Annotated in this window: 12 protein-coding genes; 9 read left to right on the forward strand and 3 right to left on the reverse strand. The window is 73.6% G+C overall.

What is annotated here, in order from left to right; genetic code table 11:
• Positions 1-69: 69 nt before the first annotated feature.
• The gene (locus ACFWA9_RS22420) at positions 70-1,647 is read right to left on the reverse strand and encodes an MFS transporter (RefSeq protein WP_380389211.1); all 1,578 of its coding nucleotides are present in this window, start codon (positions 1,645-1,647) and stop codon (positions 70-72) included.
• Positions 1,648-1,748: 101 nt separating this feature from the next.
• On the opposite strand from ACFWA9_RS22420, the gene ACFWA9_RS22425 reads away from it, so the two are divergent.
• Complete coding sequence (locus ACFWA9_RS22425; protein WP_352289815.1) at positions 1,749-2,666, forward strand: helix-turn-helix transcriptional regulator; 918 nt, start codon at positions 1,749-1,751, stop codon at positions 2,664-2,666.
• A 503-nt stretch (positions 2,667-3,169) separates the two neighbouring features.
• On the opposite strand, the gene ACFWA9_RS22430 is transcribed toward ACFWA9_RS22425, so the two are convergent.
• The gene (locus tag ACFWA9_RS22430) at positions 3,170-3,706 is read right to left on the reverse strand and encodes a hypothetical protein (RefSeq protein WP_380389213.1); all 537 of its coding nucleotides are present in this window, start codon (positions 3,704-3,706) and stop codon (positions 3,170-3,172) included.
• 134 nt (positions 3,707-3,840) lie between these two features.
• Here ACFWA9_RS22430 and ACFWA9_RS22435 point away from each other — a divergent pair, with 134 nt between their 5' ends.
• The 8 genes from ACFWA9_RS22435 to ACFWA9_RS22470 all read left to right on the forward strand — a co-directional run bounded on the left by ACFWA9_RS22435 (position 3,841) and on the right by ACFWA9_RS22470 (position 13,028).
• On the forward strand, positions 3,841-5,067 hold the full coding sequence (locus tag ACFWA9_RS22435; protein ID WP_352289809.1) for a sensor histidine kinase: 1,227 nt from the start codon (positions 3,841-3,843) through the stop codon (positions 5,065-5,067).
• Positions 5,055-5,699 (forward strand): response regulator transcription factor, encoded by a 645-nt coding sequence (locus ACFWA9_RS22440; protein ID WP_352289806.1) that lies wholly within the window; start codon positions 5,055-5,057, stop codon positions 5,697-5,699. Before ACFWA9_RS22435 ends, ACFWA9_RS22440 begins: the two co-directional genes overlap by 13 nt.
• A gap of 2 nt (positions 5,700-5,701) precedes the next feature.
• Complete coding sequence (locus ACFWA9_RS22445) at positions 5,702-6,484, forward strand: DUF4097 family beta strand repeat-containing protein (RefSeq protein WP_380389215.1); 783 nt, start codon at positions 5,702-5,704, stop codon at positions 6,482-6,484.
• Positions 6,485-6,801: 317 nt separating this feature from the next.
• A complete protein-coding gene (gene dusB / locus ACFWA9_RS22450; RefSeq protein ID WP_380389246.1) occupies positions 6,802-7,908 on the forward strand; it encodes a tRNA dihydrouridine synthase DusB in 1,107 nt (368 codons plus the stop codon).
• A gap of 563 nt (positions 7,909-8,471) precedes the next feature.
• On the forward strand, positions 8,472-11,180 hold the full coding sequence (ppdK, locus tag ACFWA9_RS22455) for a pyruvate, phosphate dikinase (RefSeq protein WP_380389217.1): 2,709 nt from the start codon (positions 8,472-8,474) through the stop codon (positions 11,178-11,180).
• Positions 11,181-11,609: 429 nt separating this feature from the next.
• A complete protein-coding gene (locus tag ACFWA9_RS22460; RefSeq protein ID WP_352289797.1) occupies positions 11,610-12,119 on the forward strand; it encodes a ribonuclease in 510 nt (169 codons plus the stop codon).
• Between the two features lie 106 nt (positions 12,120-12,225).
• Positions 12,226-12,711: a hypothetical protein gene (locus ACFWA9_RS22465; protein WP_380389219.1), complete on the forward strand. Its 486-nt coding sequence runs from the start codon at positions 12,226-12,228 to the stop codon at positions 12,709-12,711.
• On the forward strand, positions 12,711-13,028 hold the full coding sequence (locus ACFWA9_RS22470) for a transcriptional regulator (RefSeq protein WP_329487535.1): 318 nt from the start codon (positions 12,711-12,713) through the stop codon (positions 13,026-13,028). The genes ACFWA9_RS22465 and ACFWA9_RS22470 overlap by 1 nt, the downstream gene beginning before the upstream one ends.
• 34 nt (positions 13,029-13,062) lie before the next feature.
• Here ACFWA9_RS22470 and ACFWA9_RS22475 read toward each other — a convergent pair whose 3' ends face one another.
• The gene (locus ACFWA9_RS22475; RefSeq protein ID WP_380389221.1) at positions 13,063-14,112 is read right to left on the reverse strand and encodes a hypothetical protein; all 1,050 of its coding nucleotides are present in this window, start codon (positions 14,110-14,112) and stop codon (positions 13,063-13,065) included.
• Between the last annotated feature and the right edge of the window lie 94 nt (positions 14,113-14,206).

The following is a 14,206-nucleotide window of genomic DNA, read 5'->3' on the forward strand; positions in this document are numbered from 1 at the left end:
CCCGACCGCGACGTCGCGGGCGGGCGCGCTCGGGTGCGCGGGAGCCGGTCGTGACCCGGCCGTCCGGGGTCACCCGATGGAGCGGGGGAGCCGGGTGGTCAGGTACAGGATGCTGAAGGAGCCCAGCAGCTGGACGGCGAGGCAGAGGGCCAGCGCGCGGTCCATGCCCACGGTCGGGGCGAGGGCCAGGTAGAGACTGCCGAGGGTGGCCACGCCGAGGGCCAGGCTGGACTGCTGGCTGGTGGCGAGGACGCCGCTGCCGACGCCCGCGCGGTCGGCGGGCACCTTGGAGAGGACCACCCGGAACAGCGGGGTGCCGATCAGGCCCTGCCCGATGCCCGCGAGCGCGACCCCGGGGGCCATCCGCAGCGGGGAGAAGTGCGACCAGTCGGCGAGCACCGTCAGGATCAGGGCGGCCAGGCCGAGCGCCTGGACGACGGCGCCGGCGGTCAGTACCCGGCTGCCGAAGCGGCCGATCAGCCGGGGGCCGGCGAGCGAGGCCCCGAAGTAGCCGACGGCCATCGGGACGAGCGCCCAGCCGGCCGCCACCGGGCCGAGCCGCAGGCCCTGCTGGAGGGCGATCGCGATCACGAACATGAAGCCGCCGAAGCCGCCGAAGTAGGGGAGGGCGATGCCGAGCCCGCGCCGCATCTCGGGGATCCGCAGCAGGCTGGGCGGCACCAGCGGGGTGGCGCCCCGGCGTTCGGCGCGGGTCTCGACCAGGGCGAAGGCGACCGCGAACACCGGGGAGAGCGCGAGCAGCACCCAGGACCAGAGCGGCCAGCCGGCGGCGCGGCCCTCCATCAGCGGGACGAGCAGGGCGAGCATGGTCGCGGTGAGCAGCAGGGTGCCCAGGACGTCCACCCGGGCGGCCTGCGGGGAGCGGCTCTCCGGCACGTACCGGAGGGCGAGGACGAGGGCGAGCAGGGCGAACGGGACGTTCAGCAGGAAGACGGAGCGCCAGCCGGTGCCGAGGACGTCGGCGGCGACCAGCATCCCGCCGAGCACCTGGCCGACCACCACCGAGATCCCGGCGACCGCGCCGTAGACGCTGAGCGCGTGGCCGCGGCGGGCGCCGTGGGTGGCGGCGGTGATGGTGCCGAGGACCTGGGGGACGATCAGGGCGGCCGAGGCGCCCTGGGCGGCGCGGGCGGCGACCAGCGACCAGGCCCCGGGGGCGAGCCCGCAGGCGAGCGAGGTGAGGGCGAACGCGGCGGCGCCGACCACGAAGAGCCGTCGGCGGCCGAAGATGTCGCCGAGCCGTCCGCCGAGGACGAGCAGGACGGCGAACGCGATGCCGTACCCGGCGGCGACCAGCTCCAGCACGGCGGGGCCGGCGGCGAGGTCGCGGTCGATGGTGGGCAGGGCGACGTTGACGATGAAGAAGTCGAGCATCGGCAGGAACGCCCCGAGCAGTACGGTGACCAGCCCGGCGGTGCCGATCGAAGCGCTGCCGGTCGAAGCGCTGGCGGTCGAAGCGCTGCTCGGCGAGGTGGTGCTCGGCGAGGTGGCGCCGGAGGCGGCAGAGGCGGTGGTGCTACCGGTGGTGGTGGTACCGGCCGTGGTGGAGCCGGCCGTGGTGGAGCCGGTGGGGCGGGCTGACGCGGTAGCGGTGGTGGTCGTGGCGACGGCGAGTTGTTGGGTCACGGGTCATACGATCTTCCGTCCGACAACCTGGTACCAGAGTGTGCTTATCCAGGTATCAGAAGTACCTGGCACCCGGCTCCCGCATGGCGCATGCTGAGTCCATGAGCCTGACCACCGCGCCCGTCCGAAGCACCGCCGCGCCCGCCGGGTCGACCGCGACCGCGAGCCCCGCAGCCGCTCCGCCGACCCCGCTCGCCGCCGAGGCCCGACGGCACGAGCTGGCGGCGTTCCTGCGCAGCCGCCGCGAGCGGATCGCACCGGAGCAGGTGGGCCTGCCGACGACCGGCCGCCGCCGGACGCCCGGGCTGCGCCGCGAGGAGGTCGCGCAGCTCGCCGCCGTGGGGGTCACCTGGTACACGTGGCTGGAGCAGGCCCGGGACATCCAGGTCTCCACCCAGGTACTGGACGCCGTCGCCCGTGCCCTGCGGCTCGATCCGGCCGAGCGGTCGCACCTGTTCGCCCTGGCGGCCGCCGAGGACCCCGCTCCGGTGCTGGAGTGCCCGACGGTGACCCCGGCGGTGCGGCTGGTGCTGGAGCAGATGGCGCCGATGCCGGCGGCGGTGATCAACGCCCGGTACGACATCCTGGCGCACAACCCCTCCTACACCCACCTGGTCGGGAACGTCGACGAGTTGCCGTTCGAGGAGCGGAACCTGGTCTGGATGGCGTTCACACCGTCGCGCTTCCGGGACGTGCTGGTGAACCACGAGCAGGAGCGCGAGGGAATGGTGGCCCGGTTCCGGTCGGGCATGGCGGACCACAGCGCCGAACCGGCCTGGAAGGCACTGCTCGCCCGGCTGCGCAAGGCCTCGCCGGACTTCGAGGCGGCCTGGCAGCGGCACGACGTCCAGCGGCCCGGCAACGGACTCAAGCAGTTCCTCATCCCGGGGGTCGGGCTGCTGCACTGCGACTACACGAGCTTCTGGCTCGGGCCCCGCCCCAGCACCCGCCTGATCGCCTACACCCCCAGGGACGAGGAGACCCGGGCACGGATGGCCCTCATGGCGGACGGCCTCTGACCCGGACGGCCGTCGGACCGCCCGTCGGGCCCGGCCGCCGCCGAGCCGGCCCGTCGTGCCCGGCACCGGCCCCGACACCGGCTCGGCAGCCGCCGCGCCCCGACCGAGCGCCAGGCAGAGGACGGCCAGCGGCAGCTCGACACCGCAGGCCATCACCAGGGCGGCGAGCAGCGGCAGCCCGCGTCCGGCGGTGCCGACGTCGGCCAGGGCGTCGCCCGCGAGCAGCAGCGCCACTACGCAGGCGGGCCCGAGCGCGGCCGGACTGCGGCGGCGCAGCAGCGCGTCCAGCCAGAGCAGGGCGCTCAGCTCGCCCAGGTCGAGGACCACCCAGACGGTCTCGTGGCAGAGCACCAGCACGGCCAGCCAGGGCAGCAGGGCCAGCGCCGCCAGAGCGGGCACCTGCGGAGCCCAGCCGGGCAGCGCCGGGGCGGTCGGCCGGGTCGGCCGGACGCGCGGAGCAGGCCAGCTGAACGGCGTCGGCCGGGCTCCCGGCAGGACGGCGCTCATCGTGCGCTCCGGCCACGCGGGCGGACCCGCTCCAGCGACCGCCGCACCCGGCCGGCCGGGTGCTCCACCAGGACGCCGTCGAACGGGCCCCGCGCCCAGGCGAGCCAGAACTCCCCGGCCACCGTGACCACCTCGGGTGCCTCGACCACCCTGGCCCGCCGCCCCGCCCGGCGCAGCCGCCCGGCGGTGAAGCCCACGGCGGGCGCCGGGCCGCCCTGCGGCAGCCGGCCCCAGACCAGCCCGTACGACTCCCGCGCGCCGAGGGCCGGGCACCGTCGGGCGCCGCGCAGCAGTTCCGGGGCGAGCCGGGCCGCGACCACGACGTCGACCAACTCGCCGTGCTCGTACACCTCCAGCGCGGCCCGCCCCCGGGACGCCCGAACGCCCCGCACCGACCAGGGCCCGAGCAGCCCGAGCCGGCCCGCCGACCCGAGCAGGCCGACCGGCCGCGCCCACGCGGCGCCGGCGTCGCCGAGACCGGCGGCGGGCCGCGGGTGCGGCGCGGTGGTGGGGTGCGAAGGAGTGCTCGTCATGCCGTCAAGACTTCCGTGGACGGCGCTCGCTGTCGGTAGTGCATCACACCGAATCAGGGGTGTACCCAGCTACACCCCAGGTCTCCACTCCCCTTCATGGCGGCCGTCGATCTTCGCGCCCTACGCTGTCCGTCATGCCCTCCACCCCGCTGCGCCGCGCGCTCGCCAGGAGCGTCGGGCGGCCGCTGTGGGCGGCCGTCTGGCGCGACACCCGGTTCATAGCCGCCGGCGTCCCGCTGGCCGCGCCGATCTGGCTGGCCGTCCTCTACTTCAAGGTGTTCCTGCTGATCCTCGGCCTGAGCCTGGCCGGCATGCGCCTGCTGACGACGGCCCAGCGCGGCCGGTTGCGCGCCCTGCGCGGGGTCGAGGTGCCGCCGCTGCTCCGTCCGGTCCGGACCTCGGCCGGTCTGCTGACCGGGCTGCGCACGGGGGTGAGCTGGCGCCAGGTCGGCTACCACCTGCTCGCGGGCCCGCTGCTCGCGCTCGGCGCCGTCGGGCTGCTCTACGCCTGGGGTGCGGGCCTGGTGATGGCCACCGTCTACGGCTGGACGTGGTTGATGCCGTCGTCGAGCCCGGTCCGCGGGGCGCTGGTCACGCTGGACGTCGCGATCACCGTGGGCGGTGTGCTGCTGCTCCTCGTGCTGCCGTGGGCGACGGTCCTGCTGGCCCGGCTGGAGGAGTGGACGGCCCTGCGGCTGCTCGGCCCCGGCCGGGCGGAGGCCCTGGAGCGCCGGGTCGAGGAGATCGCCGAGAGCCGGGCCGGCCTGGTCGACGCCGTCGACGCCGAGCGCCGCCGGATCGAGCGCGACCTGCACGACGGCGCCCAGCAGCGGCTCACCTCGCTGGCGATGAACCTGGGCCTGGCCCGGCGCACCCTCAAACACGCCCCGCCCGAGGTCATGCAGGTGATAGTGGACGCGCACGAGGAGGCCCAGGCCGCCATCGACGAACTGCGGGACCTCGTGCGCGGCCTGCACCCCGCCGTTCTGGAGGACCGCGGCCTGGACGCGGCGCTGTCCGGCATCGCCGCCCGCTCGCCGCTGCCGGTGCGCGTCGACGTCGCCCTGACCGAGCCGGTCGCCCCGACCGTCGAGGCGGTCGCCTACTTCACCGTCTCCGAGGCGCTGACCAACGTCGCGAAGCACGCCCGTGCCTCCCGGGTCGACCTCTCGGTGCGGACGGCGGGCGGCCGGCTGCGCCTGGTCGTCAGCGACGACGGTGTCGGCGGCGCGGACGCCGCGCGCGGCACCGGCCTGACCGGGCTGCGCAAGCGCGCCGCCTCGGTCGACGGCACGCTGTCCGTTCTGAGCCCCCTCGGGGGCCCCACCACCATCACCGTGGAGTTGCCGTGCGTGCTGTGATCGCCGAGGACTCGGTCCTGCTGAGGGTCGGTCTGGTCAAGGTCCTGGAGGCCGTGGGCTTCGAGGTGGCGGCCGCGGTCGGGGACGCCGAGGCGCTGCTCGCCGCCGTCGAGGAGCACCGTCCGGCAGTGGTGGTGGCGGACGTCCGGATGCCGCCCGACTACACCGACGAGGGCGTCCGGGCCGCACTGATGATCCGCCGGCAGTGGCCGGAGGTCGCGGTGCTGCTGCTCTCGCAGTACGTCGAGGAGCGGTACGCGGCCGATCTGCTGGCCACGAACACCAGTGGGGTGGGCTACCTGCTCAAGCAGCGGGTGGCCAATGTGGACGACTTCGTGGACGCCCTCCAGCGGGTGGCGGAGGGTGGCACCGCGCTGGACCCGGAGGTGGTCGCCCAGCTGCTGGTCCGCCGCCACCGCGATCCGCTGGAGAAGCTGACCCCGCGCGAGCGGGACGTGCTCGGCCTGATGGCGGAGGGCCGCTCCAACGCGGCGATCGCCGCCGCCCTGGTGGTCAGCGACAGCGCCGTGGCGAAGCACATCAACTCGATCTTCACCAAGCTCGAACTGCCGCCGGCCGACAACAGCCACCGCCGGGTGCTCGCGGTGCTGCGGTTCCTGGAGGTCGGGTAGCCGTGGGCGCACGTCGGGCCTGGCAGATCACCGGGACGCTCACGCTGGCCTTCGCCATGCTGTTCGGCGCCGTGCAGACCTGGGCGGTGGTGGTGCAGCAGAAGGCGGTGTCCGAGCACTCCTACCAGGTCGCGGTGACCAGGGTGGAGCTGGACACCGGGACGGCGGCGGTCCGGATCAAGCCGGGCGTCCCCGGACGGGTGACGATGAGGCAGTACCTGGACTGGACGGTCCGCAAGCCCACGGTCTCGGCGATCTTCCAGGGGGACGTCCTCACCGTCCGGATGCGCTGCAACCAGTTGCTGCCGGCGGTGGACGTCGGCTGCGGCGCCTCGATCGACCTGGAGGTACCGGCCGCGGCCTCGGTGTCCGGCGGGGGGACGTCCGGTGCCCTGGAGGTCCGGGACCTCACCGGGGACGTCCGGCTCTCCGCGACCTCGGGCGCGATCCGGCTGACCGGGCTCTCCGGACAGGTGTACGCGCGCACCACCTCGGGGGAGCTGAAGGCCGCCGACCTCGGTTCGCCGCGGGTGGAGGTGAGGGCCTTCTCCGGGGAGATCGACCTGGGCTTCGTGCGGCCGCCGCAGCTGGTGGACGCCGGTGCCACCTCCGGGGCGGTGACGATCGGACTCCCGAAGGGCTCCCGGTACGCCTTCGACTTCAGCGGCGCCGCCGGTCCGGGCGACCGCCACATCGATCCCGAGCTGGCCGACTCCACCAGCTCCGACACCGTCCGGGTGGTGACCACCTCGGGTTCGGTGCGCATCGTCACCGCGGCGGGCTGACGGACGCGGGCCCACGGACTTGGGCCCACGGACTTGGGCCCCGGACAAAGGCTCACCGACCGGCCCCCGGAAGGCCCGGTGAGCAGCGCCGACCGGCCCCGGCGCGCGGTGGGGGACAATGAAGAGTCCCGAGCCCCCGTCCACGAGGTCAGCCGCGCATGACAGCCACGCTCGACACCACCGCGTCCGCCACGGCGTCCGCGCCCGCGCCCGCCACGGCATCCGCGCCCGCGCCCGCCACGGCACCCGCCGCCGCGAACGCGGCCGCCGCCGCGCCCGCGACCAGCTCCGAGTTCGCGCCGCTGACGATCGGCCCGATGCGGGTGTGGCCGCCGGTCGTCCTGGCACCCATGGCCGGCATCACCAACGCGCCCTTCCGCACCCTCTGCCGCGAGCAGAGCGGCGGCAAGGGCCTGTACGTGAGCGAGATGATCACCACCCGGGCCCTGGTCGAGCGCAACGCCAAGACCATGCAGCTGATCAAGTTCGACGCGAGCGAGAAGCCGCGCTCGATCCAGCTGTACGGAGTGGACCCGGTGACCGTCGGCAAGGCCGCCCGGATGATCGCCGACGAGGGCCTGGCCGACCACATCGACCTCAACTTCGGCTGCCCCGTCCCCAAGGTGACCCGCAAGGGCGGCGGCTCGGCGCTGCCGTACAAGCGCAACCTGCTGCGCGAGCTGTTGCGCGAGGCCGTGGCGAACGCGGGGGACCTCCCGGTCACCATGAAGATGCGCAAGGGCATCGACGACGACCACCTCACCTACCTGGACGCGGGCCGGATCGGCGCCGAGGAGGGCGTGGCCGCCATCGCCCTGCACGGGCGCACCGCCGCCCAGCACTACGGGGGCACGGCGGACTGGTCGGCGATCGCCCGGCTGCGCGAGTCCGTCCCGGCGCACATCCCGGTGCTCGGCAACGGCGACATCTGGTCGGCGGACGACGCGGTGCGGATGATGCGCGAGACCGGCTGCGACGGTGTGGTGGTCGGGCGCGGCTGCCTCGGCCGGCCGTGGCTGTTCAAGGACCTGGTCTCGATCTTCGAGGGCGAGGTCGACTACGCCCGCCCGAGCTTCGCCGACGTGGCGCGGGCGATGGTGCGCCACGCGCAGCTGCTCGGGGAGTGGCTGGGGGACGAGACCCGCGGCGTGATCGACTTCCGCAAGCACGTCGCCTGGTACACCAAGGGCTTCTCGGTCGGCTCCGAGCTGCGGGTGAAGCTGGCGAACTCCTCCTCCTTGTCCGAATTGGCCGAAACCCTGTCCATGGTGGAGCAGTCGCAGCTCTGGCCGGCCGGCGCGGATGGGCCGCGCGGGCGAACGAGCGGCAACAACCGGGTGGTTCTGCCGGAGGGCTGGTTGGACGATCCGTATGACCGCGCTCTCCCCAGCGCAGACGCCGAATCGGACACCTCCGGCGGTTGATCTGGCCGCTTCGGCGAAAATGGCGCTCGGCGATCCCTCGCCACCGCGTCCCAGCCCTCTTGTCCCATCTGGACAAGAGGGCTCCTTTTTGGTGCGCGAGTATTACGGAAAGAGTACGAATCCGGACGCAGTGCGACGATCGGCGGAGGAGACCTACGCCCGACGGGCGAGATGCGTCCGTGACGCTTGCCACATACGGTGGCGACTGACGGCCCTTCAGGTGACGAAATGGACAGGTCGGCAGGTAATCGCTTCCCGAAGGGGGTGGCGCGGGATCGGGTGCTCGGGGTGCAGGAAATCAAGCCGGGGCAACACGCTGGACCGCCGACCGCTACCCTGCGTCCCCCTGGTGTGATCTTCCTGTTTCCTTGAGTTCAAGACTTGAAGGGATGCTCGCGTCATCCGGACGATTTCACCAACAGAGGTGAACGCCTTTACGTGCATTCGATCTGTTGGGTTACCACTGGGTACCGGCCTCATACGGCCTATTGGCGGCGCGGAAGCGCCTTCGAAATGGGTATGTTCTCCGGCGTCAGGGCAACCGTGTGCGAGGAGACCGACCCGTGCCGTCCCAGCAGAAGTTTGTTTACTCCTTCACCGAAGGAAACAAGGACCTCAAGGATCTTCTCGGCGGCAAGGGCGCGAACCTGGCCGAGATGACCAACCTGGGCCTCCCCGTCCCTCCGGGGTTCACCATCACCACCGAGGCCTGCAAGGTCTTCCTGGAGACCGGCAGCGAGCCCGCCTCCCTCCACAAGGAGATCAGCGCCCACCTGGACGCCCTTGAGCAGGAGATGGGCAAGCAGCTCGGCCAGGCCGACGACCCGCTGCTGGTCTCGGTCCGGTCCGGGGCCAAGTTCTCCATGCCCGGCATGATGGACACCGTCCTGAACATCGGCCTCTCCGACACCTCGGTGGTCGGTCTGGTCGCGCAGTCCGGCAACGAGCGTTTCGCCTGGGACTCCTACCGCCGCCTGGTCCAGATGTTCGGCAAGACCGTGCTGGGCGTCGACGGCGAGCTGTTCGAGGAGGCCCTGGACGAGGCCAAGCACGCCAAGGGCACCGTCAACGACCTGGACCTGGACGCTTCCGACCTCCGGGAACTGGTCGAGGTGTTCAAGGGCATCGTCCAGCGCGAGACCGGCCGGGCCTTCCCGCAGGACCCGCGCGAGCAGATGGACCTCGCCATCCACGCCGTCTTCCACTCCTGGAACGGCGACCGCGCGCGGCTGTACCGCCGCCAGGAGCGCATCCCGAACGACCTGGGCACCGCCGTCAACGTCTGTTCCATGGTGTTCGGCAACCTCGGCGAGGACTCCGGCACCGGTGTCGCCTTCACCCGCGACCCCTCCACGGGCGCCGTCGGCGTCTACGGTGACTACCTCTCCAACGCCCAGGGTGAGGACGTCGTCGCCGGCATCCGCAACACCCTGCCGCTCGCCGATCTCGAACAGCTCGACAAGAAGTCGTACGACGAGCTGATGACGATCATGCAGAAGCTCGAGAACCACTACCGCGACCTCTGCGACATCGAGTTCACCATCGAGCGCGGCAAGCTCTGGATGCTCCAGACCCGGGTCGGCAAGCGCACCGCCGCCGCCGCCTTCCGGATCGCCGTCCAGCTGGTCGACCAGGGCCTCATCGACCTGGACGAGGCCCTGATGCGGGTCACCGGCGGTCAGCTCTCCCAGCTGATGTTCCCGCGCTTCGCGCCGAACGCCGAGTCCAAGCAGATCGCCTGGGGCCTGGCCGCCTCGCCCGGCGCCGCGATCGGCAAGGTGGTCTTCGACTCCTACACCGCCGTCAAGTGGTCCCGTTCCGGCGAGAAGGTCATCCTGGTCCGCCGCGAGACCAACCCGGACGACCTGGACGGCATGATCGCCGCTGAGGGCATCCTCACCTCGCGCGGCGGTAAGACCTCGCACGCCGCCGTCGTCGCCCGCGGCATGGGCAAGACCTGTGTCTGCGGTGCCGAGGAGCTGGAGGTCGACACCAAGCGCCGCCGGATGACCACCTCCGACGGCCTGGTGCTGGAAGAGGGCGACATCGTCTCCATCGACGGTGCGAGCGGCAAGGTCTACCTGGGCGAGGTACCCGTCCTGCCGTCCCCGGTGGTCGAGTACTTCGAGGGCACCCTGCACGCCGGCGCCGACGTCCAGGGCGGTCTCGTCCAGGCCGTGCACCGGCTGATGTCGCACGCCGACGGCCGCCGCCGGCTGGCCGTGCGGGCCAACGCCGACAACTCCGAGGACGGCGGCCGCGCCCGTCGCTACGGCGCCCAGGGCATCGGCCTCTGCCGCACCGAGCACATGTTCCTCGGCGAGGAGCGCCGCAAGGAGGTCGAGCACCTGATCCTGGCGGACAACGACAAGGACCGCGAGACCGCGCTCTCCACCCTGCTGCCGCTGCAGAAGGGCGACTTCCTGGAGCTCTTCCAGGCGATGGACGGGCTGCCCGTCACCGTTCGCCTGCTCGACCCGCCGCTGCACGAGTTCCTGCCGGACATCACCGAGCTCTCGGTGCGCGTCGCCCTCGCCGAGGCCCGCAAGGACCCGAACGAGAACGACCTGCGACTGCTCCAGGCGGTGCACAAGCTGCACGAGCAGAACCCGATGCTCGGCCTGCGCGGCGTCCGCCTCGGCCTGGTCATCCCCGGCCTGTTCGGCATGCAGGTGCGCGCGATCGCCGAGGCCGCCGCCGAGCGCAAGCTGGCCGGTGGGGACCCCCGCCCCGAGGTGATGATCCCGCTGGTCGGCACCGTCCAGGAGCTGGAGCTGGTGCGCGACGAGTGCGATCGCGTGCTGGCCGAGGTCGCCCAGTCCACCGGCGTCCAGCTGGACATCAAGCTCGGCACCATGATCGAGCTGCCCCGGGCCGCCCTGACGGCCGGCCAGATCGCCGAGGCCGCCGAGTTCTTCTCCTTCGGCACCAACGACCTGACCCAGACGGTCTGGGGCTTCTCCCGGGACGACGTGGAGGCCTCGTTCTTCACGGCCTACCTGGAGAAGGGCATCTTCGGGGTCTCCCCGTTCGAGACCATCGACCGCGACGGTGTCGGCGCGCTGGTCAAGCACGCCGTCCAGGCCGGCCGGGCCACCCGCCCCGACCTCAAGCTGGGCGTCTGCGGCGAGCACGGCGGCGACCCGGAGTCGGTGCACTTCTTCCACGAGGTGGGGCTGGACTACGTCTCCTGCTCCCCCTTCCGGATCCCGGTGGCGCGCCTGGAGGCAGGCCGCGCCGCCATCGAGACGGCGGGCAGCGACTCGCGCTGACGCGGAGCCCCGGCCAGGCATCGGCCGGGGCGCCGCCGACGCGGTCACTGACCGCACCCCCTCCCACCGGGGAGGGCGTACACCGGAGCTCGGCGCAGGAGAACCGGCGTACGTAACGCGAGCGGGGCGGGAACGGACAATGGCGTCCGTTCCCGCCCCGCTCGTCTGTCTGTGCGGAAGACCCGCGGGGAACGGCGGGCAACGGCGGGGAACCGCGGGGACTCTGCCCGAAGGTCTGCGCGCCCGGCCGCCGCCGGGCCGAAGAGCGTGCCCGCCCGGCCGCCCGGGTCTGCCCGCCCGGCCCGCCATACCGTCCCTCTGCCCACCCGCGCCGCCCGCCCGTCGCACCCGACGAGCGGCCGCGGGTGTGGCCGCGGCCACGCGTGTGGCTGGCCGGCCACGGCCCGGCCGGCTGCCAAGCTGGAGCGCATGACCAGCAAGCACCGCCTGTTCGCCCTGGTGGCCGTCCTCCTCTGCGCACTCGCCGCGCTCGCCGGGTGCCAGCTCTCGAACGACGGGGCGGACAGCCCGAAAGCCACCGTCGCCGCCTCCACCGGAGCGAGCGCCACCGGCCCGAAGCCCTCCGCTCCGAAGCCCTCCCCGCCCGCCGGCACCACTCCGGCCCCGCCCGGCGGCTGGGTGCCCACCGACCCCGCGCTGGCCGACGTCTGCCGCACCAAGCTGCCCGCCCAGGCCGTCGACACCCTCGGCCTGATCGCCAAGGGCGGCCCCTACCCGTACCGCTCGGACGGCATCGTCTTCGAGAACCGGGAGAACCGCCTCCCGCGCAAGGCCTCCGGCTACTACCACGAGTACACCGTCGTGACCCCGGGCTCCGGCGACCGCGGCGCCCGACGCGTCGTCACCGGCGGTACCGGTGAGCAGTACTGGACGGCCGACCACTACGGCTCCTTCCAGGAGATCGACGCCCGCTGCTGAGTCATCGGCCCTGGAAAGTACTTTCCACATCGGAAAGTAGATGCCATAGTAGAAGTACCAGCAACGCCGGGGCGCCCACGGGGCCCCGGGCACTCCAGGGGGATCCATGAACGCCGCCGAACCCGCCGACCCGTCCGCCGTCGACCTGCCCGCCGCCGAGGCGCTGCGCCTGGCCGACCGGGCCAGGGCCGCCGCCCAGGCACCGGGCCGCCTTCCCGGCTGGTACGGACCGGCCTTCGCGGTGGCGTTCACCGTCTACGGCACCGGCGTCGGACAGGCGATCGGAGCCGGGATGGGCTGGCTGGGCGGGCTGTTCGGGGCGCTCTTCGCCGCCCTGACGGGTGCGCTGGCCCGGGTCGCCGTGAACCAGGGCGGCATCGTGCACCGCCTGGCGCCCGGCATCGGTCGGCCGGTGGTCCTGGCCGTCCTCGCGGTGATCCTGGTGGGCCTGGCCGCCCTGCTGCTCGCCTGGCTGGCGGGCGGCGGTGCGCGCTGGATGGGCGCGGCGGTGGGCGTGGCGGCGGGCGCGGCCTTCTGGGTGGCCACGGACCGGCTCACCGCGTCGATCCGCCGGATGCCGGCGGCCCGCTGATGCCGGCCGCGCTCGACCCGCTGCTCCAGCACCCGACCCGGCTGATCGTGCTGGCCTTCCTGAGCGCCTGCACCGAGGCCGAGTTCGCCACCGTCCGGGACCACTGCGAGGTCTCCGACTCGACGCTCAGCAAGGCGGCGGCCGCCTTGGAGGAGGCCGGATACGTGGTGGTGAAGAAGGGGTACGTCGGCAAGCGTCCGCGGACCTGGCTCGGCGCCACCAAGGCCGGCCGCAAGGCGCTGGCCGCCCACCTCGCCGAACTCCAGCGGCTGGTAGCCGCGGCCGAGTCCGCCGGCGCCGCCCAAGACCCGGCCTGAGCCCACGCGCCGACCGGATCGCGCCCGCCCACCGCTACGCCCGCAAGTCGCTACGCCCGCAAGTCGCTACGCCCGCACACCGCCGCCCCCGCAGGCCCGCCGCCAGCCGATCCGCGCGTGCGGCCCGTGCGGGCCGGTGGCGAGCAGGGTCCGCAGCTCCCGCAGCACGGGCTCCGGCTCCCGCCGCAGCTGCACCGGCGTGGCGCGGACGACCGGGGAGTCCGGCGGCGGTGAGGCGGTTGACCCGCGCCAGCCCGCGCTCGTGGTCGGCCGGGCGCAAGTGCCAGGCCCGGGAGTCGATCTCCAGTGCCACGCAGGCCTGCGGCCAGTAGGCGTCGGGGACGGCGAGGAAGCGCCCGTCCAGGAACAGCACCGGGTTCCAGAGCGGTTCCGGCAGGCCGGCCCCGTGGACCAGCTCACGGGCCTCGCCCTCGACGACCGAGCGCACTCCGGCGGTGAGGTCCTCCACCACCTGGGCGACCTGCGGCAGCGCGAGCGCCCCCGGCCGGGCGAGCAACTGGTCCAGCAGCTCGCCGAGGTCGCAGTGCCGCCGCTGGACCGCCTCCGCGCAGAGCGCCCGGAACCGGCGCCGGCCGCCCTCCCGCGGTACGAGGTCGGCCAGGGCCCGGGCGACCGTCGTGCTCCAGAGCCCGTCGTCCCGCTCGAACCCGCCCGGCAGCGGCCCGGCGGCCCGGTGGATCCGGACGAAACCCCGGTCCGCGACCCGGCGCGGGCCCGCGATCAGCACGTCGACGTCCCCGAGGTCCGCCGGGTGCCCGGCGGACGGCAGCCCGGCCGAGGCCAGGGCCGCCTCCCCGGTCAGCAGCACCTCGCCGGGCCGCGCCGACCGCCCCTTCGGCGCCGCGTACGCGAGCGCCGCGCGCAGCCGCTGATGCGGGGTCAGCCGCCCGCTCTGCAGGCAGATCACCCGGGGCAGCACCTGCTGCCAGGGGCCGCCGGGCCGCAGCCGGTGCGCGATGGTGCCGGACGGCACCCCGAGCCGGCGCAGCTGTGCCCGGGTGACGATGTGCTGCTGGTCGGCGCCGAGCAGCAGCAGGGGGTCGAGGAGGTCCGTGCGGGTCATGCCGGGGTGCTTCCCGCCCGGGTCGGGGGTATGCGGAACATCGCCCGTCGGGGGAGCGGGCCGCCAATCGGGTTGACGCGCGCCGCTCCAGCGG

It is taken from the genome of Kitasatospora sp. NPDC059973, assembly GCF_042737525.1.
GTDB lineage: Bacteria > Actinomycetota > Actinomycetes > Streptomycetales > Streptomycetaceae > Kitasatospora.

Coding starts and splice junctions, on each gene's coding strand:
- ACFWA9_RS22425 (WP_352289815.1), top strand. CDS start 1,749: ATGAGCCTGACCACCGCGCCCGTCCGAAGCACCGCCGCGCCCGCCGGG.
- ACFWA9_RS22430 (WP_380389213.1), bottom strand. CDS start 3,706: ATGACGAGCACTCCTTCGCACCCCACCACCGCGCCGCACCCGCGGCCC.
- ACFWA9_RS22435 (WP_352289809.1), top strand. CDS start 3,841: ATGCCCTCCACCCCGCTGCGCCGCGCGCTCGCCAGGAGCGTCGGGCGG.
- dusB (WP_380389246.1), top strand. CDS start 6,802: ATGCGGGTGTGGCCGCCGGTCGTCCTGGCACCCATGGCCGGCATCACC.
- ACFWA9_RS22460 (WP_352289797.1), top strand. CDS start 11,610: ATGACCAGCAAGCACCGCCTGTTCGCCCTGGTGGCCGTCCTCCTCTGC.
- ACFWA9_RS22465 (WP_380389219.1), top strand. CDS start 12,226: ATGAACGCCGCCGAACCCGCCGACCCGTCCGCCGTCGACCTGCCCGCC.
- ACFWA9_RS22470 (WP_329487535.1), top strand. CDS start 12,711: ATGCCGGCCGCGCTCGACCCGCTGCTCCAGCACCCGACCCGGCTGATC.
- ACFWA9_RS22475 (WP_380389221.1), bottom strand. CDS start 14,112: ATGACCCGCACGGACCTCCTCGACCCCCTGCTGCTGCTCGGCGCCGAC.